Raw genomic sequence first — 24,471 nt, 5'->3', positions numbered from 1 at the left:
AGGAAGTTTTATGAACGCTAGTGCCGACATGTCCATCTTGTCTTTGCTCACACACGCCAGTGTCGTGGTTCAGGCAGTCTTGGCCATTTTGATTATTCTGTCCTTAATCAGTTGGACTCGAATTTTTCAGAAATTCTTCCAGCTTCGCCAAGCCAAACAACTGAGTGAAGATTTTGAAAGTCGCTTCTGGAGCGGTGCGGAACTCAATAAACTCTACGAGCACGCTCAAAATCACCGTGAACACTCCGGCACACAGGAACGAATCTTTGCCTCCGGAATGACTGAGTTTCTCAAACTCTCAACCCGAGGTTCTGCCGAAGCCCTGGATGGAGTCCGTCGCGCCATGCGTGCCACCTATCAACGTGAAATGGATAACCTTGAAAGCGGCTTACCCACTTTGGCTTCGATCGGTTCCGTCTCTCCCTACATCGGCTTATTCGGTACCGTTTGGGGCATTATGAATGCATTTACGGGTTTGTCCGCGCTCGATAACGCCTCTCTTGCAACAGTCGCCCCCGGCATTGCCGAAGCATTGGTTGCAACTGCAATTGGTCTTTTTGCCGCTATTCCCGCTGTTGCAGCTTATAACCGTTTCGCCAATGACGTGGAACGTTTATCCAATCGCTACGAAAGTTTCGCTGAAGAATTCCAAAACATTCTTCAACGTCAAAGAGGCTGATTATGGAAGGTCTGCGTTCCTCTCGACGTTCTTCTCGTCGACTAATGGCTGAAATCAATGTTGTTCCATACATTGACGTCATGCTTGTGCTCGTGGTTATCTTGATGGTAGCCGCTCCATTCGTGAACCCGTCATTAGTCAATTTGCCCAGTGTTAAAAAAGCAGAAAAGGCACCTGAGGCAATTGTTGAAGTTATTGTGCACCCGACAGGTGCCATGTCGGTCCGAAAAGGCAAGGAACTTTTGGCGGTCGATATGCCTGGTCTCATTGCAACCGTGAAAAAAGCACAAGAAGGACGTGCTGATATTCCGGTTGTCATTGCTGCTGACAAAGTCGTTCAATATGAACAAGTCGTCAATGTTATGAAGCAACTTCAAGCGGCAGACATTGCCCGAGTCGGTCTTTCTTTGAAAGTTGAGAAATAAGCCGTGAATCCATTAAAGAAGAACAAACCGGCGGTTCATCAACAAAAAAATGATGCATCCCGACAACAGCCACAACAGCCCAACCATTGGGGGCTGCCGTTTGTGCTGGCTTTGTTCATGCATGCGATTCTTTTTATCGGTCTGTTTTTTGTTTTCCAATGGAATACTGAAAGCACCGATGTGGTATACGCGGAGCTTTGGTCTCCCTCACAAATGGCTAACGTAACTCCTGTAACACCACCCAAAGAAGTGCAAAAGACAGAACCTCCCAAAGAAGAACCCAAGGAAGAACCTGAGCCTGAGCCAGAACCCGAGCCCGCTCCGCCTCCGCCGCCAGCGAAGGTTGAAAAGCCCGTCGAGCAAACGCCTGATGAAAATGTAATTCGTCAGCAAGAGGAAGAAAAAAAGAAACTCGAAGAGCAGAAAAAATTAGAAGAGCAACGCCAACTGGAAGAACAAAAGCGTCTTCAAGAAGAGCAGCGTCGCCTTGAAGAACAGAAAAAGTTGGAAGAAGAAAAGCGCTTGGCCGAAGAGAAAAAGCGCCAAGAAGAAGCTCAACAACGCAGACGCGAGCAAGCCAGACGCCTGGCTCAGCAAATGCAACGCGAACAATTAAAAGAGCTTCAAGCCTCTTCTCAACAAAATGTAGCCGGGGTCACGGTTCAAGCGGGCGGACCTCAATCGGCGCTCTATAGCTCACGAATCATTGCGTGCATTCGTCCCAATATTGCTTTTGCCGTTGCCCCCAATATGAAGTCAGGACAATATAAAGCGGTCTACGAAGTGCACCTTTTGAACGACGGCCGTCAAGCCGGTGCTCCTCGCCTGCTCAAAGCAAGCGGTCTGCCCGCCTTTGACCAAGCCGTGGAACGCGCTATCCGCGCTTGTAACCCATTCCCGAATCATCCGACGGGCAATCCCCCCAGGACGATTCAGCTCACCTTTGACCCGGTGGACAGTAAACGTTAATTTATTAGGTTTTCGGAAATGAGCAAAATCATTACTAACCAATTTGCAGAAGATTTAGGCTACACCTATGGCGGTTGCATTCGCGACTTAGTACGCTTTACCGCTCGTGAAGCAGCTCGAGTCTCAAAGGCAAAATTGCCCTTATTTGATTTTTTAAATCCCGGTCCTTATGACATGTTTAAGGCGCTCTGGAGCGCACTTTTACAAGCCACTGCCATTCGAACCACCTTGGATAACTGTCCTGAATACCGGGAAAATGAAAAACTCGTAAAAAAAACGCTTTTCCAAATGAATTATCACGGTGAAGAAGTGATGGCCGATAAAATCTTCAAACGATTGTCGGATGAACAAATCAACCGTTACGAGGACGCTAAACAAAAATTGATCGCTAAAGCAATCAAACCTGACACTGTTAAAAGCGAACTGGCAGATCTTTTCCTTGAGATTCTTCACGGCGCGGGCAGTGATCGAATCAACGACAAAACACGAGCAGCGGTCCTCAAGCAAATTACATTGTCTTCTGAAACTTTCCGCCGTTTAATCGACGTTTCAAAGAAAAATCCATCTCAAACAAAAGCGGTCGCTCAATAGAGAAACTGTGTTTGAAAAAAGCGCTCCGAAACAACTTCTGTTTTGGAGCGTTTTTTTATTTAGTTTTCGAGTTTAAGGCCTGCTAATTGGGGCATTGAAAGCGACTACTGTCTCCTTTTTGCTACATTTTTGTTATGTTTTTAATTCAAATCAATAAAAATTACCCTTTTTCTTTCATTTTTTAACGCAACCCTCTGGTTTTAAAGGGAATAGATGGAGTATATTAAAGACGTTCATCGTTCTGATGCTCATTTTTTTAGGAGAATTCCAATGAACAAGCAAGAACTCATCGCTATTGTTGCTGAAGAAAACGAACTTTCCAAGGCTCAAGCCGGTCGCATCGTTGACTCTGTGTTTGAAGCTATCGTTAAGGCTGTTGCCAAGGGTGACGGCTTCCAATTGATCGGTTTCGGTACGTTCAAGGCCACGAAGCGCGCTGCTCGCGAAGGTCGCAATCCTTCCACGGGCGAAACGATCAAGATCCCGGCCACCGTGTTGCCGAAGTTCACCGCTGGCGCCGCTTTCAAGGCTGCTGTTGCTTCTAAGAAGAAGTGCTGCAAGCGCTAATCAGCGACTCGCGATTCTAAAGAAAAACCGCTCGTTTTCGAGCGGTTTTTCTTACCCTTTAAAAAGCTCGGAAAACTTCCCAGTCACCGAGCTTTTTTAACGAAGAAAATTGTTTATTGCTTTAAAAGAAAGCTGACAATTTCTTCAGTTTTGACCATTTGTTTTTCCTTAATGGTACGGCGATTGGCATACTCCACTTCTCCGTTTTTGAGACCGCGTTCACCAACCACAATACGATGGGGAATACCGATCAATTCCCACTCTGCGAACATAACGCCGGGGCGCATTTCTCGGTCATCCAAAATCACATCTACGCCGGCTGCTTTCAAATCCTCATAGAGTTTATCGGCCGCTTCCCGCACCATTTCACTCTTGGAATAGTTCATCGGGCAAATGACCGTTGTAAACGGCGCGATGGATTCCGGCCAAATAATGCCTTGTTCATCGTGTCCTTGTTCAATGGCAGCACCTAAAAGACGCGATACGCCGATACCATAGCAACCCATCTCCAAAACTTGAGGCTTACCGTTTTCATCCAAATAAGTGGCATTGAGCGCTTGAGAATACTTCGTTCCCAAGTAGAACACGTGACCCACTTCGATACCGCGTTGAAGCTTCAGTACGCCCTTACCATCCGGAGAAGCATCCCCTTCAACAACGTTACGTAAATCGGCCACTTTGGGTTCCGGCAAATCCCTTGCCCAGTTCACACCCGTAATGTGGAAACCTTCTTCGTTAGCTCCGCAGATAAAATCAGTCATATTGGCGGCCGTCTGGTCCGCGTACACAACGATATCGTCCTTGATGCCGACAGGTCCCAAGTAACCCGGCTTACAACCAAACGCCTTAATGATTTCAGCATCCGTAGCAAAACGGAATCCTTCCTTTAATTCAGGAAGTTTCCCAGCCTTCACTTCATTTAAATCGTGATCGGCTCGAAGCAAAATCATCACGATTTGCGGCTCGATGGCCTCACCCTTTTCATTAAAACGTTCGGCAGCCAAAACAACAGACTTCATTGAAGAAGTCAATTCGCGGCCAAAAAGTTCCACCACATCCTCGCACTTTTCCTTACCGGGCGTCGGAACTTTTTGCATCGTTTCCTTGGCCTCTGCACGCTTGGCAATTAAGCAGGGTGCCGGAGCTAATTCAATATTGGCCGCGAAATCACTGTCAGGACAATAAGCAATTAAATCTTCACCGGTATCCGCGATGACTTGGAATTCGTGCGAGCGGTCTCCACCAATAGAACCGGTATCGGCCGCCACTGCACGGAATGTCAGACCCAAACGGGTGAAAATACGTTGATAGGCCTCATACATCTTGTCATAGGACTTCAATGCACCTTCTTGGTCACGGTCAAATGAATAACCATCTTTCATTGTGAATTCACGACCACGCATTACACCAAAACGCGGACGACGTTCATCACGGAATTTCGTTTGGATCTGATAGAGGTTTACCGGGAGCTGACGCCAAGAGCGAATTTCCTGACGAGCAAAATCGGTAATCACTTCTTCAGAGGTGGGCTGAATCACAAAATCGCGTTGATGACGATCTTTAAAGCGCAAAAGTTCCGGACCATACTTTTCCCAACGGCCAGACTCTTGCCATAGTTCGGCGGGTTGCACCATCGGCAACAACAATTCAATCGCACCCGCGCGATTCATTTCTTCACGAATAATGTTCTCGATCTTACGAAGAGAACGCAAACCCATCGGCATATAGGTATAGACACCCGCAGCCAGCTTCTTGATCATGCCGGCGCGAATCATTAACTGTTGGCTCACAATGTCGGCATCCGACGGAGCTTCTTTTAATGTAGAAATAAAAAAGGAACGAGCGCGCATTGTTTTCTCGCTAATTAAGGTACAATTTTTTGATGTGCACTTTTTACCATGCACTTGGTAAAAGTAAAAGAGTAATTTTAGAGATTTTGAGGCCTTTCATGTTGGACAGCGACGGTTACCGTCCGAATGTCGGCATTATTTTAACCAATGACGACAAAAAGGTATTTTGGGCCAAACGACTGAAAAAACCGGCTTGGCAATTTCCCCAGGGAGGTATTGACGAAGGTGAGGATATTGAGACAGCGCTGATGCGTGAACTCAATGAGGAAATCGGCTTAACGCCCGATGACGTTAAAATCATCGCTCATACGAGTGAGTGGCTCTATTACGATGTTCCCGAACCTTTCAGACGTGCTGACCGTTCGATATACCGCGGACAAAAGCAAATTTGGTTTTTGTTAAAACTCGTTGGACCAGAATCGAAAATCAATCTTTTCGCTTCTTCCCAACCAGAGTTTGACGCATGGCGCTGGAATGATTACTGGGTTCCATTGCGCGATGTCATCGATTTCAAACACGATGTCTACCGAAAAGCGCTTGCTGACTTAGCACCCCATCTTTTCGGTGAACATGACAAACGATCCAAACCCAGCCAAGACTGGTTACTGTACGGATTCTGAGTCATTGCCCGCGTTGCTTGTCAGACGCGGGCATTTTTGTATCCAATTTCACACTCAAAAAAAATCAAAATCTTCCTTAATAGCAAAATATACTTTTACAAAAATAGCATATTTTGCAAATTAAAATTTTACAAATTTATTGATTTTTGAAATTATTTCTTATTTATTTTCAATATCTTATAATTTTATAAAATGGACTAATACATTCTACTTATTGACACAAAATCGCCAAAGTCGTAAATTTTTCACATTGCAAAACTTCGTCTTTTCGCATCGAGGGGAATTTATGGCTCAACACTACGATCCCAATAAAATTATTATTTTTGATACAACTTTGCGCGATGGCGAACAGGCTTTACCGCAAAGCTTAAGCTCACAGCAAAAACTTCAAATTGCCATGGCTCTGGATCAATTAGGAGTTGATGTCATTGAAACCGGCTTTCCGATTTCCTCAGAGGGTGACTTCCAATCTGTTCAGCTAATTTCCCGCAACCTTAAACACGCCATTCCCTGCGGGCTTGCCCGTTGCGTTCCCAAAGATGTGGATGCCTGTGGAAATGCGCTGAGAGATGCCAAACATTTCCGTATTCATACTTTCATCGCCACCTCAGACATTCACGTCCAGGACAAGCTGAAAAAGAGCCGTGATGACATTATGGCAATGGCTACCGCTTGCATAAAACAAGCCAGAAACTACACCGATGATGTTGAATTCTCCTGTGAAGACGCAGGACGTACCCCGATAGACTATCTTTGCCGAATGGTCGAAAACGCCATTGATGCCGGCGCAACAACCATCAATATTCCGGACACTGTCGGCTACACATTGCCTGAAGAATTCGGCGACATCATCTCCAACCTCTTTAACCGTGTGCCCAATATTGATAAGGCCATTATTTCTGTACATTGTCACAACGATTTGGGGATGGCTACCGCCAATTCCCTCACCGCCATCCGGCACGGCGCTCGGCAAATCGAATGTTGTATGAACGGATTAGGAGAACGCGCCGGCAATTGTTCACTTGAAGAAGTGGTTATGGCCATTAAGTTAAGAGAAAAATTCCTTAAAGGGCTGTATACCGATATTGTTGCCAAGAATATCGCCAGAACATCCACTCTTGTCTCCAAAATCTGCAACGAACCGGTACCACCTCATAAGGCGATTGTCGGTTCTAACGCTTTCGCTCATAGCTCCGGCATCCACCAAGACGGCGTTTTGAAGAATCGAGAAACCTACGAGATTCTGACGCCTGAAAGCGTGGGCTTTACCGGCAACACCATGCATATGACAGCTCGCTCCGGCCGACATATGATCCGGGCCTGCTTAAGAAACTTAGGCTACTCTGACGACAGCTACGATCTTAATGATATCTATGATCGATTCCTGCAACTAGCCGACAAAAAAGGACAAGTTTTCGATTATGACTTGGAAGCCCTACTCTTTTTCCAAAAGCGTGATGAAGCCAATGAAAATTACTTCAAGCTTGACACGATCAATGTCATGAGTGGCGGCGCCCATGGTGCTATTCCGACGGCAAGCGTTCGACTGAAAGTAGGTAAGCGTACCCGCACGGAATCCAGTATCGGAAACGGTCCCGTGGACGCGGTCTATAACTGCATTACTCGTTTGACCGGTATTCGCTGCAAACTGACAAGCTACACCATCAAGGCCAACGGCGCCGGCATGGATGCCCTGGGTCAAGTTAATGTCAACGTTGATTACGAAGGTCGAATCTTCCACGGCATGGGGCTTTCTACTGATGTGATCGAAGCTTCAGCTCTTGCGTTAATCGACGCCTGCAACATCATTGAACGAGCCCGTTTGATTGAAAAGAAACGCGAAAAACAACAGGCTTAAAACAAAGATTTATCGAAAGGATTTATTCATGTCAAAGAATTACCACATTGCTGTTTTAGCCGGTGACGGTATCGGTCCTGAAGTCATGGCAGAGGCTCTCAAAGTGATGGAAGCCGTTGGCAAAAAACATGGCTTTACCGTTTCACGCGAAGAACATTTAGTCGGAGGCGCAGCCATTGATCACTGCGGCAAGCCTTTGCCCGAAGACACTGTTAAAGCCTGTGACAATGCACAAGCTATTTTATTTGGCAGCGTGGGCGGTCCCAAGTGGGATCATCTTCCGCATCATTTACGCCCCGAAGCTGGAGCTCTTTTGCCACTGCGTAAACGCTACGGCCTTTTCTGCAATTTGAGGCCGGCCAGAATTTTCCAAGGCTTAAACGCGTTAAGCCCATTGCGTTCAGATATTTCTGCTCAAGGATTTGATGCCATCGTCGTTCGCGAACTCACCGGCGGCATCTATTTCGGCACTCCGAAGGGACGTGAAGGAGAGGGTGAGAATGAACGCGCCTACGACACGGAAGTTTATAGCCGAAAAGAAATTGAACGAATCGCACGCGTTGCATTTAAAGTGGCAATGGGACGAAGAAAGAAAGTAACATCCATTGATAAATCCAATGTCTTGGCTAGTTCGGTTTTATGGCGTGAAGTCGTCACAGAGGTTGCTCAAGACTATCCCGAGGTGACACTTGAACACCTCTATATCGACAACGCCACCATGCAGCTCATTAAAAACCCCGCTCAATTTGACGTTGTGCTTTGCTCCAATATGTTCGGAGACATTCTCTCCGATGAATGCGCAATGATCACCGGTTCCATGGGACTTTTATCCTCTGCCTCGCTGGCTTCCGGGACTTTCGGTCTTTACGAACCCGCAGGAGGTTCAGCTCCTGACATTGCCGGTAAAGGCATTGCCAACCCCATTGCGCAGATTCTGTCAATGGCGTTGATGCTGAGACATTCATTTGGTGAAAATGCTGCGGCTCAAGACGTGGAAAATGCGGTCGCCCGTACCCTTCAGGATCAAATTATCACCGCTGATTTAGCCCGTGCCATGCCCGACGCTCAAGTGGTCAACACGGTGGAAATGGGACAAGCCATCATTGAGCGTTTAGGAGAATAGTCATGGGTAAAACACTATACGAAAAAGTTTACGATGCTCACGTTGTCTATGAGGCCGAGGGCGAGCTACCGCTTTTATATATTGACCGTCACCTCGTCCACGAAGTAACCAGTCCTCAAGCTTTTGCCGGATTACGGGAAGCCGGTCGGGTTCTTCGTCGGCCCGAACTGATGATGGCCACCATGGACCACGACATTTCCACTCAAAAAGCGACCATTGACGCCTGTTCGTGCGTAGCCAAAAAGCAGGTGACCACATTGATTAAAAATTGCGAAGATTTTGGCGTGACGCTTTTTGGTCTCGGTCATCCTAATCAAGGCATCGTACATATCATCGGTCCTCAAACGGGCTTTACTCTTCCGGGAACAACACTTGTCTGCGGCGACTCCCACACCGCAACGCACGGTGCCTTTGGAGCCTTGGCGTTCGGAATCGGCACCAGTGAAGTTGAGCATGTCATGGTTACACAAACGATCAAACAGGCCAAATTAAAGACCATGAGAATCAATTGTGTCGGCAAGCTCCCCGAAGGTGTCTATGCCAAAGACCTTATTTTGGAAATCGCCCGTGTTCTCACAACGGCTGGCGCCACTGGTTACGCCATTGAATTCGCAGGCGACGGTGTTCGTGCTCTATCCATGGAAGCACGTATGACGCTCTCTAACATGGCTATTGAAATCGGTGCGAAAGCGGGCATGATTGCACCCGATGAAACAACATTTGCTTATCTTAAAGACCGTCCTTATTCTCCGAAAGGCGCGGATTGGGATGAAGCCGTTCGCTACTGGAAGTCTTTAGCTAGTGATGAAGATGCAGTGTTTGATAAAGAAGTAACTATTGACTCCGGTCACTTAACCCCCATGGTTACTTGGGGAACCAACCCTGGCCAAGTCTGCCATATCACTGACAATGTCCCCGATCCTAAGTTATGTGACGATGAGCAAGAGCGTCATTCCATTGAAGCCGCCTTAGCTTACATCCAAATTGATGCCGGCCAACCGATCAAGGAGGTCCCGATTGACACCGTCTTTATCGGATCTTGCACAAACGGACGAATTGAGGATTTTCGTGAAGCAGCTAAAGTTCTTCGTGGTCGACACATCGCTCAAGGTATCCGTGCTTTAGCAGTACCCGGCTCAATGGCCGTAAAGGCTCAGGCAGAAAAAGAGGGATTAGATCAAATATTTAAAGACGCCGGTTTTGAGTGGCGGCTTCCCGGCTGCTCCATGTGTCTGGGGATGAATGACGATATTGCCGCTCCCGGTTCTCGCGTTGCCTCCACTTCCAACCGCAACTTTGTTGGTCGACAAGGGCGAGGCAGCCGCACCCACCTGATGAGTCCTGCGATGGCGGCAGCGGCGGCTATCAACGGGAAAATTGTTGATGTTCGAGATTACCTGCAATAAAGGAGAGCAGCATGCATAAATTTACAAGTTTGACAGCGGTGGCTGCTCCGATGGACGCATCCAACATTGATACCGATCAGATCATTCCCAAACAGTTTTTGTTGGCGGTCGATCGTAAGGGATTTGGCAAACACCTTTTTCATAATTGGCGTTATTTGGACGAAGCCGAAAATATGCCCAATCCGGACTTTATCCTCAATAAACCATGCTATCAAAAAGCCCAATTCATTGTAGCCCGCCACAATTTCGGCAATGGTTCCAGCCGTGAAGCCGCGCCTTGGGCACTGCTTGATTTTGGTATTCGTGCTGTCATCGCTTCCTCGTTTGCGGATATTTTCTCCAATAACTCACTGGGAAACGGTCTTTTACTCGTCCGTTTAACTGAAAAAGAAATCGATGAGATTATGCAAGCGCTCAAAGCCAATCCCGGTATGCAAATTTCAGTTGATCTTGAAAATTGCAGCGTAACCGTTGGAGATAAGCACTACTCGTTTGAAATGGATCCCTTCAGAAGACATTGCATCCTTGAAGGATTAGATGCCATTTCTTTGACCCTTGAGCACGAAAAAGCCATCGCGCAATACGAAGCAAAACGCCCCAGCTGGATTAAGAAAGGTATCGCGGTTTAGCTTAAATGGGGGCCTCTTTGTTTTTATTAAAAAGGCCCCTTTATTTTAAATTTTTGAGTTGATCAGTGTTTTAAATTCTTTAATGTATCCACAGGCCTGGTCCAAGCATAAATTCCAAAAATCTTCCTTTGTTGCATCAAGGCCTATGTGTTTGCTGATCAATTCATCTACTGTCATCCGCCCCGTATCTCTCAAGAAATTTCGATAAAACTCAGGAAAATCTTTTCCTCGTTTTTTCTGTTCAAGACAGAGTCCTTGTGAAATTAAGTAACCAATCGTGTAGGCATAGTTGTAGATATATTGATCGGTCATGTAAAAATGTAGCTTATAGCACCATAAATACGGATCGCTGTCCTCAATGGCCTCTCCCATATACTCGTGCCAAGCCTGCTGCATCATCGTCTCAGCTTCTTCTTTACTGACAAGCCCCGTTTGACGTTTTTCAATAAAGCGTGTTTCGAATCCCATTCGAACGGGCAACTGCAGGCAAAAGTTCGCACAACTGATTAATTCTTGCCACAAAATTGATAAGCGCTCTTCATTATTTTGGGCATGTTGAGCACAATAACGCCTGACGTTCGCTTCATTAAATGTACTGGCAACCTCCGTGAGAGTCATCGGGAACTCGGTTTGATTGGTTGGCAGATCCCGCATCACCCAATAATGAAATGCATGTCCCAATTCATGAGCTTGCTGTAATACAGAGCCAAAACTGCCTAAATAGGTTGTGAACACCCGTGGCTGCTTTAACCGATTGAAACGGGAGTAAAAGGCGCCACCCGCTTTTTTCGAATCAACTTTGGCATCCAACCAATGTTTTTCAAGCATCATATCAATAAAGGCGGGAATATCTGGATTAACTTCCTGCAAGGAGGCTTTGACAGTCTGAATGGCTTGCTCATATGGAATGTAAGGCGTTTCTTTAATCGAAGGACTGGGCATCGGAGCAAAAAAGTCACAAGCTTCCATTACTTTGCGCCCAAAGAAAGGGGCACGTACCGTTATAGCCTGCTGTATTTGCGATTGACGGTGTTTAATCGCCCCCAAAGCGGCTTGAAGAGCTTCTTTGCTGATGCGGTTTTGTTCAAGACTCGGTTGCATCCAATCGGATAAACCCGCCAATGAAAATTGAACTTTACGGAAGCCATGCAGAAGATTTAATAAATCCACATAGTAGCCAGCTTTCTTTTTGTACCAATCATTGACTGCCAACTGAGCTGTTTCTCTCAAAACAGGGTCATCGGCTCCCTTCAAAACCCCAACACACTGAGAATGCGTAAGGTGAAGTATTTCTCCTTGACTGTTTTGAGCCTGTACCCGCATGGACTTATTTAAGCGTTTATACATGGCGTCTACAGGATAAAAACTCGTTGCGGCAAATTTGTTAATGATATCGTTTGTGGCTGAATCCAGACCCTGACGCCAGGACTTATTCTTTTCACGAGCGTTAAATTGCCAATGAGAAACAATAGGATTTTCCCAAAATGGGTCGTTATCCGCTATTGAACCCAGCTTGGCAAAAAGGGGCGAAGCGATGGATTCCAGTTCTGCATATAAAGCTTGAGTTTGCGCGTAAGCAGCGGCTGCCGCCGAATCCGTAATATCGGCACTGGAAGCACAGTAGGAAAAAGAAATTAGCGAACTAATCCCCTCAACAGCATCTTCGTAAATCGGAAGACATTGCAATACATTTTCTTTTGTTGGATTCGTGGGCAATAAATCACGTAATTTTTTTATTTCACAATAAATCTTTTGTAATTCATCCTGAAAGCGCTTGTCTTGAACAGTCCCGTAAGCATCCTCCAATGTCCATTCCGGGAGTTGCTTTTGTATTGTTTGATCCATCTCTGCACCTTTTTCTAGCTGAAAAACGAGAAAATTCTAAAATAAAAGGAGCGAAACCGCTCCTTTTAAGTACAGAGAAAAATGATGAACCTATTCTTCAGTCAACTTGAGCTCATCGTCTTCAAGATCAATTCGTTCGTCATCTTTGTATTGATTTTCACGACGTCGCTCTTCATCCAAATATTGGGCAATGGCTGCAACCAATTCCGGACAACCCTCACGAGTAGCCGCCGAAATAACAAAAACTCTTTCATCCTCCGGAATCTGCAATGCATCCAATAGATCATTGATGCGATCGTCTTGTTCTTCTTGTGCGATCAAGTCCACTTTATTGAGAACAAGCCAGCGAGGTTTGTTATAAAGCGCTTCATCGTACTTTCTTAACTCTTCAATAATTGCCTTGGCTTCAGCAGCCGGGTCGACACTCTCATCAAACGGAGCCATGTCAATGAGATGAAGCAACAGTTTCGTGCGGGATAAATGGCGCAGGAACAAATGCCCCAAACCGGCTCCCTCTGATGCCCCTTCAATCAACCCGGGAATATCTGCGACTACAAAACTTTGCTCTGGTCCCACTCTTACCACACCCAACTGCGGATGCAAAGTTGTAAAGGGATAGTCCGCGATCTTTGGACGAGCGTTGGAGACAGCAGAGATAAAGGTGGACTTACCGGCATTGGGCATCCCCAGGAGACCGACGTCGGCCAATACTTTTAATTCCAGATTCAGAAAACGATGCTCGCCTTCTTCACCGGGCGTGCATTGACGCGGGGCTCGATTAGTGCTGGATTTAAAGTGCAAGTTGCCCAATCCACCCTTTCCGCCTTTAGCTAAGAGGTAACGCTCACCATGACGAGTCAAATCGGCAACCAATTCTCCCGTATCAGCATCAGTCACTAAAGTCCCAACGGGCATACGAAGCTCGATATCGTTGCCGGCCGCACCATAGCAGTCCGATCCACGACCGTTTTCACCATTTTTGGCAAAGTGTTTACGGGCATAACGGAAATCAATCAACGTATTAATGTTACAGTCAGCGACCGCGTATACATCGCCGCCTCGGCCACCATCTCCACCATCAGGGCCACCTTTGGGAATAAATTTTTCACGGCGAAAAGACGCTACGCCATTGCCGCCCTTACCCCCGGCAACTTCAATACGTGCCTCATCAACGAATTTCATGCCTATTTACCTCAAACGTCTAAAATAGCGCGGACAAATCCGAACAACTTTAGACTTTAACACAGAAAAAGCCATGTCATCGACATGGCCTTTTCAAATTTAAATTCATTTCCCCGATTGAGCTTACTCAACCGAGAGGTGCTGCTAAAAATTAAGCAGGAATCACCTTAACGAAACGATGATTTTGAGGTCCCTTGACTTCAAACTTCACCGTGCCGTCAACCTTGGCAAACAAGGTGTGGTCACGACCCATACCGACGTTGTCGCCGGGGTGGAATTGCGTACCACGTTGACGAACAATGATGCCGCCAGCATTGATAGCTGCATCACCAAAAACCTTTACACCAAGACGCTTAGCTTGGGAGTCACGACCGTTGCGGGTAGAACCGCCGCCCTTTTTATGTGCCATTTTCTTACTCTCTTAGAAAAGTCCAAATTAAGCCGCGATCGAGTCGATCTTGAGCTCCGTGTAGTTTTGACGATGACCAGCGCTCTTGATGGAGTGCTTGCGACGACGCATCTTGAAGATGCGAACCTTGTCGTGACGGCCGTGAGAAACAACCGTGGCCGTAACGCTGGCGCCTTCAACGAAGGGAGCACCGACCTTAAGTTCATTGCCATCGGAAACAGCCAAGACTTCAGAAAGGGTCACTTGGGAGCCGACTTCGGCATTCAAGGTTTCAACCTTGATCGTGTCACCGGCAGCAACGCGATATTGCTTTCCGCCGGTCTTAATAATTGCGTACATTGTTTATTACCTCGCCCGTTTCGCTCAGCCAACGCACTGTCTGCGAAACCTTTTTATAGTTAATCGGCAGGACAAACCCCGCCTACTCATGCGTGGAAAGACGGATTATTTCATAAATCAATTAGTTATGCAAATTAATTTACAGCACGCGCCCACAGAATCAGCAATAACCCGAAAAATATACGTTTGATCCGTTATTTTGTCATATTGTTGTCATAATTCTGTCATAAACTTCGCGCAACGTTACAAGACGTTGACAATATTACGAACTTTCCGACGGGGAACTCATGGAATATTACTATATAGCGATGCTTGTGTTTTTGGCTGGCCTTGCATGCTTCGATCTCTTCGTTGGCGTCAGCAACGACGCTGTGAACTTCCTTAATTCCGCTATGGGATCACGCATCGCAAGCTTCCGCACAACAATGTGGGTTGCCACCTTCGGGGTTCTTTTAGGGGCGACCTTCTCATCAGGTATGATGGAGGTAGCACGTTCCGGCATCTTCCACCCGCAGATGTTTAATTTCACAGAAGTGATGATTATCTTCTTTGCGGTCATGATCGCCGACATCGTCTTACTTGATACCTTCAACTCCCTCGGTCTTCCCACCTCCACCACCGTTTCCATCGTCTTCGAATTATTAGGCAGTGCCATTGCCGCCGCAGCTATTAAGTTATATTGGGAAGGCGGTTCTTTACAAATGGTCTTTGACTATATTAATACCAGTGAATCATTGACCATTATTTCTGCCATCTTGATTTCAGTTGTCGTGGCATTTATTTCAGGCGCAGTGGTGCAGTACATTATGCGACTGATCTTCTCTTTCTACTTCGAAAGAGTCTATCCCTACGTCGGCGGTGTTTTCGGCGGTTTATCCATCACGGCTATTGCGTATTTTCTGGTCATGAAGGGAGCTCGTGGTGCCAGCTTCATGCAACCGGAATGGATTGAATGGATTGAAGCCAATACTCAAATGCTTGTCATTGCATTATTTGTCGGTTTCTCCATTCTCTTTCAACTGCTCATCCTTGTCTGCAAATTCAATGTTTTCAAAATTGTCATCTTGGCCGGCACCTTCTCCCTGGCTTTTGCCTTCGCTGGTAACGACTTGGTGAACTTCGTCGGTGTTCCGCTTGCCGCCTATGATAGCTTCAAGATCTGGATGGCTTCGGGCGCACAACCTGACGATCTCATTATGAGCGGACTATTGGTTTCGACGAAGACCGACACGTTCTTCCTGCTTGCTTCCGGCATCGTCATGGTCTTTACGTTGTGGTTCTCTAAAAAAGCCCACCGCGTACTTCAAACAGCTCTGAATCTGTCTTCTCAGCAAAGTGATCATGAACAGTTCGGCTCCTCGATTCCGGGTCGTGTTATCGTCCGTGCCTCTATGGGCCTTGGAAGCATTGTTAATCAATTAATCCCGGGAGCTGTTAAGAAAACCCTGGACTCTCGTTTCAAACACAGAAGATTGAAGCGTGGTGAAGTGCCCCTTCCTTTTGACTATGTTCGAGCATCCGTCAACCTTGTGTTGTCTGCTGCGTTGATTTCTTCAGCTACATCCTTGCAATTGCCGCTTTCAACCACTTACGTTACGTTTATGGTCGCAATGGGCTCTTCTTTTGCTGATGGCGCTTGGGACCGTGAAACTGCCGTTTACCGCATTTCCGGCGTCTTAACCGTGATCAGCGGCTGGTTCGTTACGGCATTGACCGCCAGTACATTGGCCGCCGTTGTCTGCTCGATCATTTTCCTGGGAGGTGGTTTCGTGGCGTTCTTGCTTGCCATCCTGGCGTTTATTCTCATCATCCGAAGCAATATGCGCTTTAAGCAACAGGAAGCCAACTACAAAGCCGAACAAGCTATTCGTTACGACGTCAATAAGATTCGTGAAATTTTGAATCAACGTGTCGGCGAAAACCTTTTGACCACTGTCACGCTCTATAACAATATCGTTGAAACTTTCCTCAATGATGATGAAAGCGGATTGCGTAAGCTCAAACTGCAGTCGAATGAAAACTTCGATCAGCTCACCCATGAGCGGGGCATTTATTACAAGATGGAAAATTCCGGCTTTGTTCCCACCAAAGAGGACAATGACGCCCGTTACAGCTATTTCCGCACATTCACCAATCTGCGTGATGTAGGACGCTCGCTGCAGGCTTTGGCTCGTCTTTCTAAAGATCACATTGCCAATCGCCACCGCACTTTCCAAGGTGAACTGAGTCAAGATTTAGCGGATTTATCTCAGCTTCTGCTTGAAATTGTCGGCAACCACAATGGCAAAGCAGATGTGGCGGCTTTGCACACCAATGCACAATCGCTTCTTGCTCGCATTGAAACCATTCAGGAAAAACTGCTCCGTAACGGTCCTGACAAAGGTTTCTCCGCACGTGGTTGCGAACTCTTTTTAAGTTTCCTGCTCTTTGCACGAGAACTGATTAACCACTACGAAATCATCGCGATGTTGCAACAAAAACTCAATGCAACAACGCCGGAAACACAAGATTCCAGTAAGGTTCAATCGGCGTAGAGTCAGTAAGAGCAATCTAGAAGGGAGGATGTTTTCCTCCCTTTTTTGTCGGAGTTCGTGGGTATAATGAGCCACACTATGACATCGAATACCTCTTCTATCAAGAAATCTGCTCAAACAGTCCTCGCTCCCATCGCCGAGGATCTCAAAGCCGTCAACGACATCCTTGCTCGGGAATTTGCCCATAGCCAAAGCCCGACAATCACGGAAATCGGCTCCTACATCACACAAGCCGGCGGCAAACGTATGCGCCCTGCGCTTTTAATGCTCATGGCAAAAGCTTTAGGGTACAGCGGCAACGATCATCGAGAACTCGGTGCGACCATCGAAATGCTTCATACGGCTACGTTGATGCATGACGACGTCGTGGATGAAGGCATGATGAGAAGAGGACGACCGACCGCCAACGCAAAATGGGGCAATAGCGTCGCGGTATTGGTAGGTGACTTCATGTACACCCGCTCGTTTGAAATGATGATTCGCATCGGCAATTTACGGGTTATGCAAGCTCTTGCCAGTGCTGCCAACACGTTAAGTGAAGGCGAAGTTATTCAAATGAAAAACGCTCACGATCCCAGTGTCGATGAGGCTCGTTATCTCAAAGTCATTGAAAGAAAGACTTCGGTACTTTTTGCCGCTGCAGCGGAAATGGCCAGTGCTCTCGCCGGAGCTTCTAAAGAGGCTGAAGAAGCGCTCGTAAACTACACAATGGCTCTCGGCAATGCTTTCCAAATCGCCGATGATATTCTGGACTACTCCGGCAATCCTACAGAGAGCGGAAAACAAATCGGTGCTGATTTTGAAGAAGGGAAGGTCACGCTGCCAGTCATTTATGCAATGCAGGCTGCCAACGAGCAGGATCGTGCTTTTATCGAAAAGGCCATTCGTGACGGCCACGGCGACTTTGAGAAAATTTCTCAAATTATTCAAGCTAGTGGGGCCATTGAGCATTGCAAAGCACGAGCGGAAATGGAACTTGAAAAAGGAAAGTTAGCACTCGATGTTCTTCCCCCTTCCATTTTCAAAAATTCTCTGATAGAATTGCTGTCCTTCGTTGTTGAGCGCAAGGCTTAATGATGGTGATTGTCGGGGTGTAGCTCAGCCTGGTAGAGTACTACGTTCGGGACGTAGGAGTCGGAGGTTCGAATCCTCTCACCCCGACCATCTTTCAAAATTGCGATCTGTTGTCAGATCGCTTTTTTTATTGTCTCGTTCTAAGCCTTCCCCTGTTTCCAGGCCTTCTATTGAAACAATATAGTCTATCTTGCGTTGTCTCGTGTCTATATTCTTTGTCTCAAGCTCGTGGTTTTTGCTACCATAGATGCTCCCAATGGAATCGCCAGGGAGCAAAAAAGATAAAATTTTCCGGATTTATTGGGAGCATAAAGGGCACCTTGGGAGAAAAACATGCCGAAAATAGCTGAGCGCATGACAGAAAAAAAGCTCAGGACAATCACAAAAGACACCGCCTGCGGGGTCGTTCCTGGGCTATACATTAGAGTGAGACCACTTGCTGACGGCACAATTGGAAAATATTTTGTGCTGATTGACAGAGCAACTAAACGAGTCTTTCCGCTTGGAAGATACCCGAAGCTCTCTTTGAGTGAAGCATTTAAAAAAGCCGCAGACTGGAAGGCTCAAATAAAACAAGGCATTGACCCAGCTGAAGAAGAAAAGAAAAAACAGGATTCTCTGAAGAAGACTCCTGAGTCCGACAAGATAACAGTCAAAGAGCTTGTCTATCAGTGGATTCGGTTCAATGAAGCACGCGGAAAGTGGCAAAACGAAAGAAAGCCCCGCGAGTGGGTTTGGGATGGATTCTGCAGAAATCACCTTTCTGAAGATCTTTTGACTAGCCCGGCTGAAAGCATCACTGCCGAGCGTTTAGCGGAAGAGCTGTCAGAAAAGTGGCAGACGATGATTGACACGCCTGAACGCATTCTCTCAGACATGAAAAATGCTTTTGACTGGGGCATGAGAAACGATTTAATCCCCGTCATGCTAAATCCTGCACAAATCAAAGGCGGGAAACTTGAGGATCTTCTTCCTCTTCAAAGACCAGAAAGCAGTCACGAGGCAGCATTGCCGGTCAAGCAAATGCCTGACTTTTTCAAGGCACTAATTGATGTTGTGCCAAATTCTCAAACTGCTCGAGCACTTGCCTTCGCAATACTTACTTCGGCGAGAAACACGACGGCAAGAGAGGCAACATGGTCAGAAATCGTAAAAGAAGACGGCCAGTGGATTCATCTTATCCCGCGCGAGCGCATGAAGATGAAGAAGCAAACGATACCATTTGACCGAAAAACTCCGCTTTCTGCGGCGGCTTACGGTCTTTTGCGAACCGCTCCCCGATTCATGGACTCGGATCTCATCTTCCCTAATATAAATAGAGGGAAACTTGCCCCTCACTCGCTCGACGCTTTCCGAGCTTGCATTAAACGGATGCATGAAAGGAAAGTGAAAGAAGACGGTGTCGGCTGGGTCGACCCTGATCAAAAAACAAGGCTTGGGACCCCAAAGATAGTCACCCAGCACGGGTTAAGTCGTGCGACATTCAACACTTGGGCAAAAGACGCCAGCCGATACGGGCATCCAGAGTTTTCGAGGGATTTAAGAGAGAGTTGCCTCGATCACAGAAATGAAAGCTATCAATGCGCTTATGACCGCGAGCAAGCACTCGGTGATATGAGGATTGTTTACGATGAATGGGCCAAGTTCTGCTGTTCAAAGTTGACGCCTGAGCAGAAAGCCTGGCTTGGTATTGAATAGATTGTGAAGTCGGAGCGAATGCCCCGACTTTTTAGCAGATCCCGATGTAAAACAGAGCGGGTGACTATTTTTCACTTGAGCGCTTCAAGATAGCTGTCAGCTCGTTTGAGTAGCTCTTCACCTCGCACCGCCAGTCGGCTAAGGTCGCGTCGGTCACGGCGGCAGGTCGCCAAATCTGTTTTGGCGTGACTGAACTCGTGGAGCTCGCGCAACCGTTGATTATTGTCAGAGCGAAGGCGCTCAATAGAAGCACTAAGCTCTTGAATACGCTTTTCATAGTCCTTTTTTACCTCCGTTTGTGCACTTTCAACAGCAAGCGCTTGACGCGCTTCTGCTTCTGCGATCCCGTGATCAAACCCTTTGTCGTAGCAAATGTGAGCAGCGATAGCTGCGACAATGAGCCCGATCACGAAACCGATGCCTCCAATCTTCAATGTTTCAGTCATGATCAGATAATGTTTGGAAGAGTTGCTTCAATCGGTCTTGCAACATCTGCATAAGCCTCAAGCGCAAAGATCCTGTCTCGTGCTTTCGAGAAAGAAAGACGCTTTGCAAGATCTTCGTCAAAGTTTCTGGGATCTTTGCACGAAGCGTGATCGACTACCGTGAAGCCAGACTTTAAAACGATGCTGCAGATCATCGTCGCAGTGTCCGGAACACGATAAAACTCCGTACGGTCAATCAAGTTGTCAACTCTTGACGGTTCAACGAACGGGAACTTTGCCTGTTTCCTCGCCTCGTCTCTTATTTCAGATGTACTCATTTTCAATCCTTCAAAAAGAGGTCATGTTCGGCTTTTCGGCGACGAGTTAGACCGGCCAGACGCTTCCCGTTCGCCAAATCGAAGTCGAGAAACTCTTCAGCTGCGCCATCTCTGTCACCGCTGTTTAGTTTTCTCAGAAGTTTCGACTTCATCAACGCCCCAACGCCCACATTGAATGCAAGAGATACCAAAGCAACGAACTCATTTTGAGTCACTGGCACATTGACGTAATGGGCTAAAAGCGTTTGCGTCTCTTTGATGTCATCAATGAGCCATGCTTTGGCCTGGTCTTCGGTACACACGTCGGCTTCTTTAACGCCTTTCGTATGACCAAAGCCAATGGTCCAGACTCCAGCTGAGCACTTATAAGCAGACAGCCTGCAGCCCTCAAAAGACGAAATAAAACCCACTGCGAGAGCGGGTTCATAAGTTCCGAGGTTTCTTAGTTTCATTTTTGACCTCCGATGGCAGGTGCTTTTCGACTTGCTTATCTAAGTAAAGATTTATCGCATCGAGAACGAGCTTAAAAACTGGCGGAACGACGTGTCCAAGCCCTCCTTTTTCCAAGTTTTCAATGATTGAGCCGAACTCGCCAGCGATGTATGCAACGATGATGATTGACTGCACAAAATCAAAGTGGATCAAATCGTGGAGAGCCACATCAAGACCATGAGCCAAAGCCACCATTACGAAGATGATGATTTTTCGGATCGTCCCATAAAAAAGCTCTCGGCTTTTCCAGTTGTTATTCCGAACAGCAGCGAGAATCCCCGTCACGTAATCGAGTACAACAAAGCTCGCAAGCCAGATAAGCAAAGGGCCAACGTCTCCAAAAGCGAAAGAGAACATGGCCCCCACCGTTCCGCCCAGAGTCATCATTACCCGGTCAGCCGAATGCGGCAAAAAGTTTGAAACTGCGTTTATCACAACGCCTCCGGGCTATTAGAAAAACAGATGTCCGACGGCGAGTCCGATACCGAACGCACATACTGAAGCGAAAATCCAGAAAGAGCGGACTTTGCGACGAGTCGCTGTATCAAGTTCCTCTTTCTCAGTTTCGAGCTTTTCGTAGAGCTCATCAGCGATTTCTTTGCCTTTAGAGCCAAAGTCTTTCAAAGCAGATTTGAGTTCTTCTTTCGTCATTTTGATTCCCCTTTTTTACTTAACAGGATTGAAATAAAGCCAGTATTGGGCAGGTTCGTCATAAAGCTTGTCTTCTGCCCATATCTTCCAGCCAAGTCCCACACGGACACACTTGTGCCACTTCAGAAAGTCGTAGTGCTGAACGAACATGAATTGCCAAGCAATAACTTTTTCGGTTTCACCATCGTATGCGTACCAACGACACACCCCTGAAATTCCAGTGTTGTCGCCAATGTCTGGATTGCCAATCGTTTCAATTCGATCAGTGTCCGGATCGACTTCGATCCCGCAGATCCGCATGTCGAAGCCATACGCAGAGTTTCGCCACAGCCATGCAACCCGACGCTTATACGTGCTCCATGCATCCGTGCCGGGGTTGCGCTCCCAGGATCCCTGGTCGCCATCGAGAGAGTCAAACGGGGTTTGAAACCACCACAGCCATGAAGGCAAGTACCCCTCGTCATTCGCAAAAAGCGGCAAGACAGGACACAAAAGCCGTGCGAACACAGCCATAAAAAGCGAAACGGGCGCAAGAAGCGCCCATTTAATCACTAACTTCGTCATGCCTTAGCCTCCGAAATTTTGGCTGTTAAAGCCTGTTGTGAGGCTCTGAGTGCATTAACTTGATCACGCCACTCTTTACGCTGCGCTTTGATTTCTTCGTAGCGCTCTTGTTCATCTTCTTCCACAGCGCCTTCGGCGATTTTGATTGCGATGTAGTCAGTGTCCCGAAGTTTTTGCAAGAGTTCTTGTTCTTCTTGCTCGGCCGCTTCAAGGTCTTTTTCGTCTTGTGTCGGTTCTGGGATATAAACGACTTTGTGGTGATAGCCTTCTTCTTTCGTCCCGCGTTCGTCTCTGTAACGCGGATTGTCTTTCGTGAGGTTTTCCAGAATCTTTCTGAGTTCGATCATATGAGGAGTCTGAGACTTATGATCGACAACCTGATCGACCAATTCGCTTGCGTCCGTTGGTTTCTTTTCTGCCAGCCAAGCGTTTTGTTCTTTGTCCCACTTATAGAAATAGGCTTCGTCAAGGCTGGGGGCAACAGTCGTTGCATTGGTAGGCATCAATAACATCCCTTTTTTGTCAGACTGTGCCCATCCGATGTTTTGGAAATAACCATCGGCATCAAAGTAAAAGATTTTTGTCATAGGTGAAGACATGAGTTTCAACTCCAAAAAAATAGGGGCTTTACTGCCCCGTGAAAAAAGATATGTTTTAACGCTAGACAAGGGATTGACGCTCAGGGTCCACCCGAGCGGTAAAAAGTCCTTTGTCCTTAGAATTTGTCAAAACGGAAAGATCAAAGATGTCACATTAGGTCACTTCCCCGATTTGTCCCTGGCTCAAGCAAAAGCGCTCGCTCGTAAGAAACAAAAGCAATATGCTGTTGATCCTGTGTCCGGATACACTGTCAACGATGCATACCGGCTGTGGAAAAACCTGAAACGAGGTCGAATCGTTTCTTACAAAGACGAAAAAAGCCGGCTCGACAGGTACATCATGAAGTACATACGAGACCGGCAGCTAGATGAAATCACAGCGCCTTTAATTATCAAAATTGCTTCAAAGATCGAAGATCAAAATAAACTCCAAACTCTAAAACGAACACTATTACGATTCAGAGAAATCATGGATCTGGCTGTCTGTGCAGGTTACATTGATCACAACCCCATCAGTCGATTATCCCGAGTTTTCCCGTCTCCTATCGTAAAACCTATGCCAGCCGTTGACTGGCGAGAATTACCCGAGGTATTCAAAGTCATCAAACAGGCAAATCCCAGACTTCAAAATTATTTCCTTTTCTCGTTGTGCTCAATGCTGCGTCCAGGCGAAATAGCAAAAATCCAAAAATCATGGATTGAATCCGATGTCCTTGTCATTCCCGCTTCAGAAATGAAGATGAAGCGTCAGCACAGAGTACCGCTAACGCCGTTCATGCTTGATCTAATCAAAAGAGAATCCGAATTTTCTCCACATCCACGATCAAAGTACATGTTCGCCGGTCGACTTTCAGGTGATCACATTTCAAAACAAGCTTTGGCAAAGTGGTTACACAATTCTGAGTTAAAGGGAAAACTCGTAGCTCACGGATTGCGCTCAGTCGCCAGATCATGGTTGGCCGATCAAGGAGTCATGCATGACGTAGCAGAAGAGTGCTTAGCTCACAAGGCGATTGATCCCGTTTATCGAGCGTACCAACGATCTGATTTCCTAGACGCAAGACGAAAAATTCTTGAGCAATGGTGCTCTTACATAAAAGACTGTGCTGAAAGTGCTGGACTTTTATGATTTCTCATTGATTTTATTTATTCATTTTCATAAGTATGCTCAAAAATCTCTGTGCTAAGCACTCATAAAAGTAGTGTTTGGCACGGAGATTTTTATCGGCAATTCAAGTCCTAATATCAGTGGCGAGTTCATTGTTTATACCCGACATACCGGATCAGATAATGAAGGTAGCGGAGCATTTTCCGTCTCTGATGGAGGCGGTAGAGGCGAGTCATATGAATACATGAATACAAGACCGAAATTTACTTTTAATGCTTCCGCATCAAACTCAATTTACGATTGCAATACAGTGCAACCCTATGCCGGTTATTCTTTGATGATAATAAGAGCATAAGAACTTGAAGGTTGAAATGTCGTTGATTTCCCAAACTGTTCGTTGTCCTTATTAGCATCAAACAGTAAATATTTAAGAGAATACGTGCCGCCACCAACAACAACGGCGTTATCTTTTGAAATGCTGAAAACACCAGTTTGT

The 24,471-nt window shown here is 46.6% G+C and carries 26 protein-coding genes and 1 tRNA gene; 15 read left to right on the top strand and 12 right to left on the bottom strand.

The window, feature by feature from the left end:
• Positions 1-10: 10 nt before the first annotated feature.
• From tolQ to M3080_RS06985, 5 genes are all read left to right on the top strand, one after another.
• Entirely contained in the window at positions 11-679 is a 669-nt protein-coding gene (gene tolQ / locus M3080_RS07005) for a protein TolQ (protein ID WP_022472956.1), read from the top strand.
• 2 nt (positions 680-681) lie between these two features.
• Positions 682-1,104: a biopolymer transporter ExbD gene (locus M3080_RS07000; protein WP_022472955.1), complete on the top strand. Its 423-nt coding sequence runs from the start codon at positions 682-684 to the stop codon at positions 1,102-1,104.
• Between the two features lie 3 nt (positions 1,105-1,107).
• Positions 1,108-2,073 carry an energy transducer TonB gene (locus M3080_RS09380; protein WP_249092478.1) on the top strand — a complete coding sequence of 322 codons (966 nt, stop codon included), beginning with the start codon at positions 1,108-1,110 and terminating at the stop codon, positions 2,071-2,073.
• Between the two features lie 18 nt (positions 2,074-2,091).
• Positions 2,092-2,664: a hypothetical protein gene (locus M3080_RS06990; RefSeq protein WP_022472953.1), complete on the top strand. Its 573-nt coding sequence runs from the start codon at positions 2,092-2,094 to the stop codon at positions 2,662-2,664.
• A 270-nt stretch (positions 2,665-2,934) separates the two neighbouring features.
• Positions 2,935-3,231, top strand: a complete 297-nt coding sequence (locus M3080_RS06985; protein ID WP_022472952.1) for an HU family DNA-binding protein — start codon at positions 2,935-2,937, stop codon at positions 3,229-3,231.
• A gap of 113 nt (positions 3,232-3,344) precedes the next feature.
• On the opposite strand, the gene M3080_RS06980 is transcribed toward M3080_RS06985, so the two are convergent.
• On the bottom strand, positions 3,345-5,081 hold the full coding sequence (locus tag M3080_RS06980; protein ID WP_249092477.1) for a proline--tRNA ligase: 1,737 nt from the start codon (positions 5,079-5,081) through the stop codon (positions 3,345-3,347).
• Between the two features lie 98 nt (positions 5,082-5,179).
• Between M3080_RS06980 and M3080_RS06975 the strand changes: the two genes are divergently transcribed.
• The 5 genes from M3080_RS06975 (at position 5,180) to leuD (ending at position 10,717) form a co-directional block, all read left to right on the top strand.
• Positions 5,180-5,701: an RNA pyrophosphohydrolase gene (locus tag M3080_RS06975; RefSeq protein WP_022472950.1), complete on the top strand. Its 522-nt coding sequence runs from the start codon at positions 5,180-5,182 to the stop codon at positions 5,699-5,701.
• A gap of 286 nt (positions 5,702-5,987) precedes the next feature.
• Entirely contained in the window at positions 5,988-7,559 is a 1,572-nt protein-coding gene (leuA, locus tag M3080_RS06970; protein WP_249092476.1) for a 2-isopropylmalate synthase, read from the top strand.
• Between the two features lie 28 nt (positions 7,560-7,587).
• Positions 7,588-8,682, top strand: a complete 1,095-nt coding sequence (leuB, locus tag M3080_RS06965) for a 3-isopropylmalate dehydrogenase (protein ID WP_249092475.1) — start codon at positions 7,588-7,590, stop codon at positions 8,680-8,682.
• A 2-nt stretch (positions 8,683-8,684) separates the two neighbouring features.
• Positions 8,685-10,088: a 3-isopropylmalate dehydratase large subunit gene (gene leuC, locus M3080_RS06960; RefSeq protein ID WP_022472947.1), complete on the top strand. Its 1,404-nt coding sequence runs from the start codon at positions 8,685-8,687 to the stop codon at positions 10,086-10,088.
• A gap of 11 nt (positions 10,089-10,099) precedes the next feature.
• Positions 10,100-10,717 (top strand): 3-isopropylmalate dehydratase small subunit, encoded by a 618-nt coding sequence (leuD, locus tag M3080_RS06955; RefSeq protein ID WP_249092474.1) that lies wholly within the window; start codon positions 10,100-10,102, stop codon positions 10,715-10,717.
• A gap of 45 nt (positions 10,718-10,762) precedes the next feature.
• On the opposite strand, the gene M3080_RS06950 is transcribed toward leuD, so the two are convergent.
• The 4 genes from M3080_RS06950 to rplU all read right to left on the bottom strand — a co-directional run bounded on the left by M3080_RS06950 (position 10,763) and on the right by rplU (position 14,492).
• On the bottom strand, positions 10,763-12,562 hold the full coding sequence (locus tag M3080_RS06950) for a M3 family metallopeptidase (RefSeq protein ID WP_249092473.1): 1,800 nt from the start codon (positions 12,560-12,562) through the stop codon (positions 10,763-10,765).
• A 90-nt stretch (positions 12,563-12,652) separates the two neighbouring features.
• Complete coding sequence (gene obgE, locus M3080_RS06945; protein ID WP_249092472.1) at positions 12,653-13,744, bottom strand: GTPase ObgE; 1,092 nt, start codon at positions 13,742-13,744, stop codon at positions 12,653-12,655.
• Positions 13,745-13,895: 151 nt separating this feature from the next.
• Positions 13,896-14,153 carry a 50S ribosomal protein L27 gene (rpmA, locus tag M3080_RS06940; protein ID WP_022472943.1) on the bottom strand — a complete coding sequence of 86 codons (258 nt, stop codon included), beginning with the start codon at positions 14,151-14,153 and terminating at the stop codon, positions 13,896-13,898.
• A 27-nt stretch (positions 14,154-14,180) separates the two neighbouring features.
• Positions 14,181-14,492, bottom strand: a complete 312-nt coding sequence (rplU, locus tag M3080_RS06935) for a 50S ribosomal protein L21 (protein ID WP_022472942.1) — start codon at positions 14,490-14,492, stop codon at positions 14,181-14,183.
• A 287-nt stretch (positions 14,493-14,779) separates the two neighbouring features.
• Here rplU and M3080_RS06930 point away from each other — a divergent pair, with 287 nt between their 5' ends.
• The 4 genes from M3080_RS06930 (at position 14,780) to M3080_RS06915 (ending at position 19,798) form a co-directional block, all read left to right on the top strand.
• Positions 14,780-17,026: an inorganic phosphate transporter gene (locus tag M3080_RS06930; protein ID WP_249092471.1), complete on the top strand. Its 2,247-nt coding sequence runs from the start codon at positions 14,780-14,782 to the stop codon at positions 17,024-17,026.
• A 78-nt stretch (positions 17,027-17,104) separates the two neighbouring features.
• Positions 17,105-18,100 carry a polyprenyl synthetase family protein gene (locus tag M3080_RS06925; RefSeq protein WP_249092470.1) on the top strand — a complete coding sequence of 332 codons (996 nt, stop codon included), beginning with the start codon at positions 17,105-17,107 and terminating at the stop codon, positions 18,098-18,100.
• A gap of 13 nt (positions 18,101-18,113) precedes the next feature.
• A tRNA-Pro gene (locus tag M3080_RS06920) sits at positions 18,114-18,190 on the top strand.
• Positions 18,191-18,433: 243 nt separating this feature from the next.
• On the top strand, positions 18,434-19,798 hold the full coding sequence (locus M3080_RS06915; protein ID WP_249092469.1) for a tyrosine-type recombinase/integrase: 1,365 nt from the start codon (positions 18,434-18,436) through the stop codon (positions 19,796-19,798).
• A 71-nt stretch (positions 19,799-19,869) separates the two neighbouring features.
• Here M3080_RS06915 and M3080_RS06910 read toward each other — a convergent pair whose 3' ends face one another.
• The 7 genes from M3080_RS06910 to M3080_RS06880 form a co-directional block, all read right to left on the bottom strand.
• Positions 19,870-20,244 carry a hypothetical protein gene (locus tag M3080_RS06910; protein WP_249092468.1) on the bottom strand — a complete coding sequence of 125 codons (375 nt, stop codon included), beginning with the start codon at positions 20,242-20,244 and terminating at the stop codon, positions 19,870-19,872.
• Positions 20,245-20,246: 2 nt separating this feature from the next.
• Positions 20,247-20,561 (bottom strand): Gp49 family protein, encoded by a 315-nt coding sequence (locus tag M3080_RS06905; protein ID WP_249092467.1) that lies wholly within the window; start codon positions 20,559-20,561, stop codon positions 20,247-20,249.
• Positions 20,562-20,563: 2 nt separating this feature from the next.
• A complete protein-coding gene (locus tag M3080_RS06900) occupies positions 20,564-21,013 on the bottom strand; it encodes a lysozyme (RefSeq protein ID WP_249092466.1) in 450 nt (149 codons plus the stop codon).
• Positions 20,985-21,440 carry a phage holin family protein gene (locus M3080_RS06895; protein WP_249092465.1) on the bottom strand — a complete coding sequence of 152 codons (456 nt, stop codon included), beginning with the start codon at positions 21,438-21,440 and terminating at the stop codon, positions 20,985-20,987. The genes M3080_RS06900 and M3080_RS06895 overlap by 29 nt, the downstream gene beginning before the upstream one ends.
• 63 nt (positions 21,441-21,503) lie before the next feature.
• On the bottom strand, positions 21,504-21,704 hold the full coding sequence (locus M3080_RS06890; protein WP_249092464.1) for a hypothetical protein: 201 nt from the start codon (positions 21,702-21,704) through the stop codon (positions 21,504-21,506).
• 15 nt (positions 21,705-21,719) lie between these two features.
• Positions 21,720-22,268 (bottom strand): DUF7338 family protein, encoded by a 549-nt coding sequence (locus M3080_RS06885; RefSeq protein ID WP_249092463.1) that lies wholly within the window; start codon positions 22,266-22,268, stop codon positions 21,720-21,722.
• Positions 22,265-22,867 carry a hypothetical protein gene (locus M3080_RS06880; protein ID WP_249092462.1) on the bottom strand — a complete coding sequence of 201 codons (603 nt, stop codon included), beginning with the start codon at positions 22,865-22,867 and terminating at the stop codon, positions 22,265-22,267. The genes M3080_RS06885 and M3080_RS06880 overlap by 4 nt, the downstream gene beginning before the upstream one ends.
• On the opposite strand from M3080_RS06880, the gene M3080_RS06875 reads away from it, so the two are divergent.
• Positions 22,866-23,996, top strand: coding sequence for a tyrosine-type recombinase/integrase (locus tag M3080_RS06875; protein WP_249092461.1), 1,131 nt, complete (start codon positions 22,866-22,868; stop codon positions 23,994-23,996). The two genes, M3080_RS06880 and M3080_RS06875, sit on opposite strands and share 2 nt — an antisense overlap.
• The last annotated feature ends 475 nt before the right edge of the window (positions 23,997-24,471 follow it).

Source organism: Parasutterella secunda (assembly GCF_023336895.1).
Classification (GTDB): Bacteria; Pseudomonadota; Gammaproteobacteria; order Burkholderiales; family Burkholderiaceae_F; genus Aphodousia; species Aphodousia faecalis.
Note: the sequence above shows the minus strand (reverse complement) of the source record. Positions and strands in the feature narration are given on the sequence as shown.

Excerpts from the sequence above, each read along its gene's own strand:
- M3080_RS06900 (WP_249092466.1), bottom strand. The coding sequence starts at position 21,013 with ATGAAACTAAGAAACCTCGGAACTTATGAACCCGCTCTCGCAGTGGGT.
- M3080_RS06890 (WP_249092464.1), bottom strand. The coding sequence starts at position 21,704 with ATGACGAAAGAAGAACTCAAATCTGCTTTGAAAGACTTTGGCTCTAAA.
- leuB (WP_249092475.1), top strand. The coding sequence starts at position 7,588 with ATGTCAAAGAATTACCACATTGCTGTTTTAGCCGGTGACGGTATCGGT.
- M3080_RS06915 (WP_249092469.1), top strand. The coding sequence starts at position 18,434 with ATGCCGAAAATAGCTGAGCGCATGACAGAAAAAAAGCTCAGGACAATC.
- leuD (WP_249092474.1), top strand. The coding sequence starts at position 10,100 with ATGCATAAATTTACAAGTTTGACAGCGGTGGCTGCTCCGATGGACGCA.
- M3080_RS06880 (WP_249092462.1), bottom strand. The coding sequence starts at position 22,867 with ATGTCTTCACCTATGACAAAAATCTTTTACTTTGATGCCGATGGTTAT.
- M3080_RS06950 (WP_249092473.1), bottom strand. The coding sequence starts at position 12,562 with ATGGATCAAACAATACAAAAGCAACTCCCGGAATGGACATTGGAGGAT.
- leuC (WP_022472947.1), top strand. The coding sequence starts at position 8,685 with ATGGGTAAAACACTATACGAAAAAGTTTACGATGCTCACGTTGTCTAT.
- leuA (WP_249092476.1), top strand. The coding sequence starts at position 5,988 with ATGGCTCAACACTACGATCCCAATAAAATTATTATTTTTGATACAACT.
- M3080_RS06980 (WP_249092477.1), bottom strand. The coding sequence starts at position 5,081 with ATGCGCGCTCGTTCCTTTTTTATTTCTACATTAAAAGAAGCTCCGTCG.
- tolQ (WP_022472956.1), top strand. The coding sequence starts at position 11 with ATGAACGCTAGTGCCGACATGTCCATCTTGTCTTTGCTCACACACGCC.
- M3080_RS06905 (WP_249092467.1), bottom strand. The coding sequence starts at position 20,561 with ATGAGTACATCTGAAATAAGAGACGAGGCGAGGAAACAGGCAAAGTTC.
- M3080_RS06990 (WP_022472953.1), top strand. The coding sequence starts at position 2,092 with ATGAGCAAAATCATTACTAACCAATTTGCAGAAGATTTAGGCTACACC.
- rplU (WP_022472942.1), bottom strand. The coding sequence starts at position 14,492 with ATGTACGCAATTATTAAGACCGGCGGAAAGCAATATCGCGTTGCTGCC.
- M3080_RS06925 (WP_249092470.1), top strand. The coding sequence starts at position 17,105 with ATGACATCGAATACCTCTTCTATCAAGAAATCTGCTCAAACAGTCCTC.
- M3080_RS06875 (WP_249092461.1), top strand. The coding sequence starts at position 22,866 with ATGAGTTTCAACTCCAAAAAAATAGGGGCTTTACTGCCCCGTGAAAAA.
- M3080_RS06895 (WP_249092465.1), bottom strand. The coding sequence starts at position 21,440 with ATGATGACTCTGGGCGGAACGGTGGGGGCCATGTTCTCTTTCGCTTTT.
- M3080_RS06985 (WP_022472952.1), top strand. The coding sequence starts at position 2,935 with ATGAACAAGCAAGAACTCATCGCTATTGTTGCTGAAGAAAACGAACTT.
- rpmA (WP_022472943.1), bottom strand. The coding sequence starts at position 14,153 with ATGGCACATAAAAAGGGCGGCGGTTCTACCCGCAACGGTCGTGACTCC.
- M3080_RS06975 (WP_022472950.1), top strand. The coding sequence starts at position 5,180 with ATGTTGGACAGCGACGGTTACCGTCCGAATGTCGGCATTATTTTAACC.
- M3080_RS06885 (WP_249092463.1), bottom strand. The coding sequence starts at position 22,268 with ATGACGAAGTTAGTGATTAAATGGGCGCTTCTTGCGCCCGTTTCGCTT.
- M3080_RS06930 (WP_249092471.1), top strand. The coding sequence starts at position 14,780 with ATGGAATATTACTATATAGCGATGCTTGTGTTTTTGGCTGGCCTTGCA.
- M3080_RS06910 (WP_249092468.1), bottom strand. The coding sequence starts at position 20,244 with ATGACTGAAACATTGAAGATTGGAGGCATCGGTTTCGTGATCGGGCTC.
- obgE (WP_249092472.1), bottom strand. The coding sequence starts at position 13,744 with ATGAAATTCGTTGATGAGGCACGTATTGAAGTTGCCGGGGGTAAGGGC.
- M3080_RS07000 (WP_022472955.1), top strand. The coding sequence starts at position 682 with ATGGAAGGTCTGCGTTCCTCTCGACGTTCTTCTCGTCGACTAATGGCT.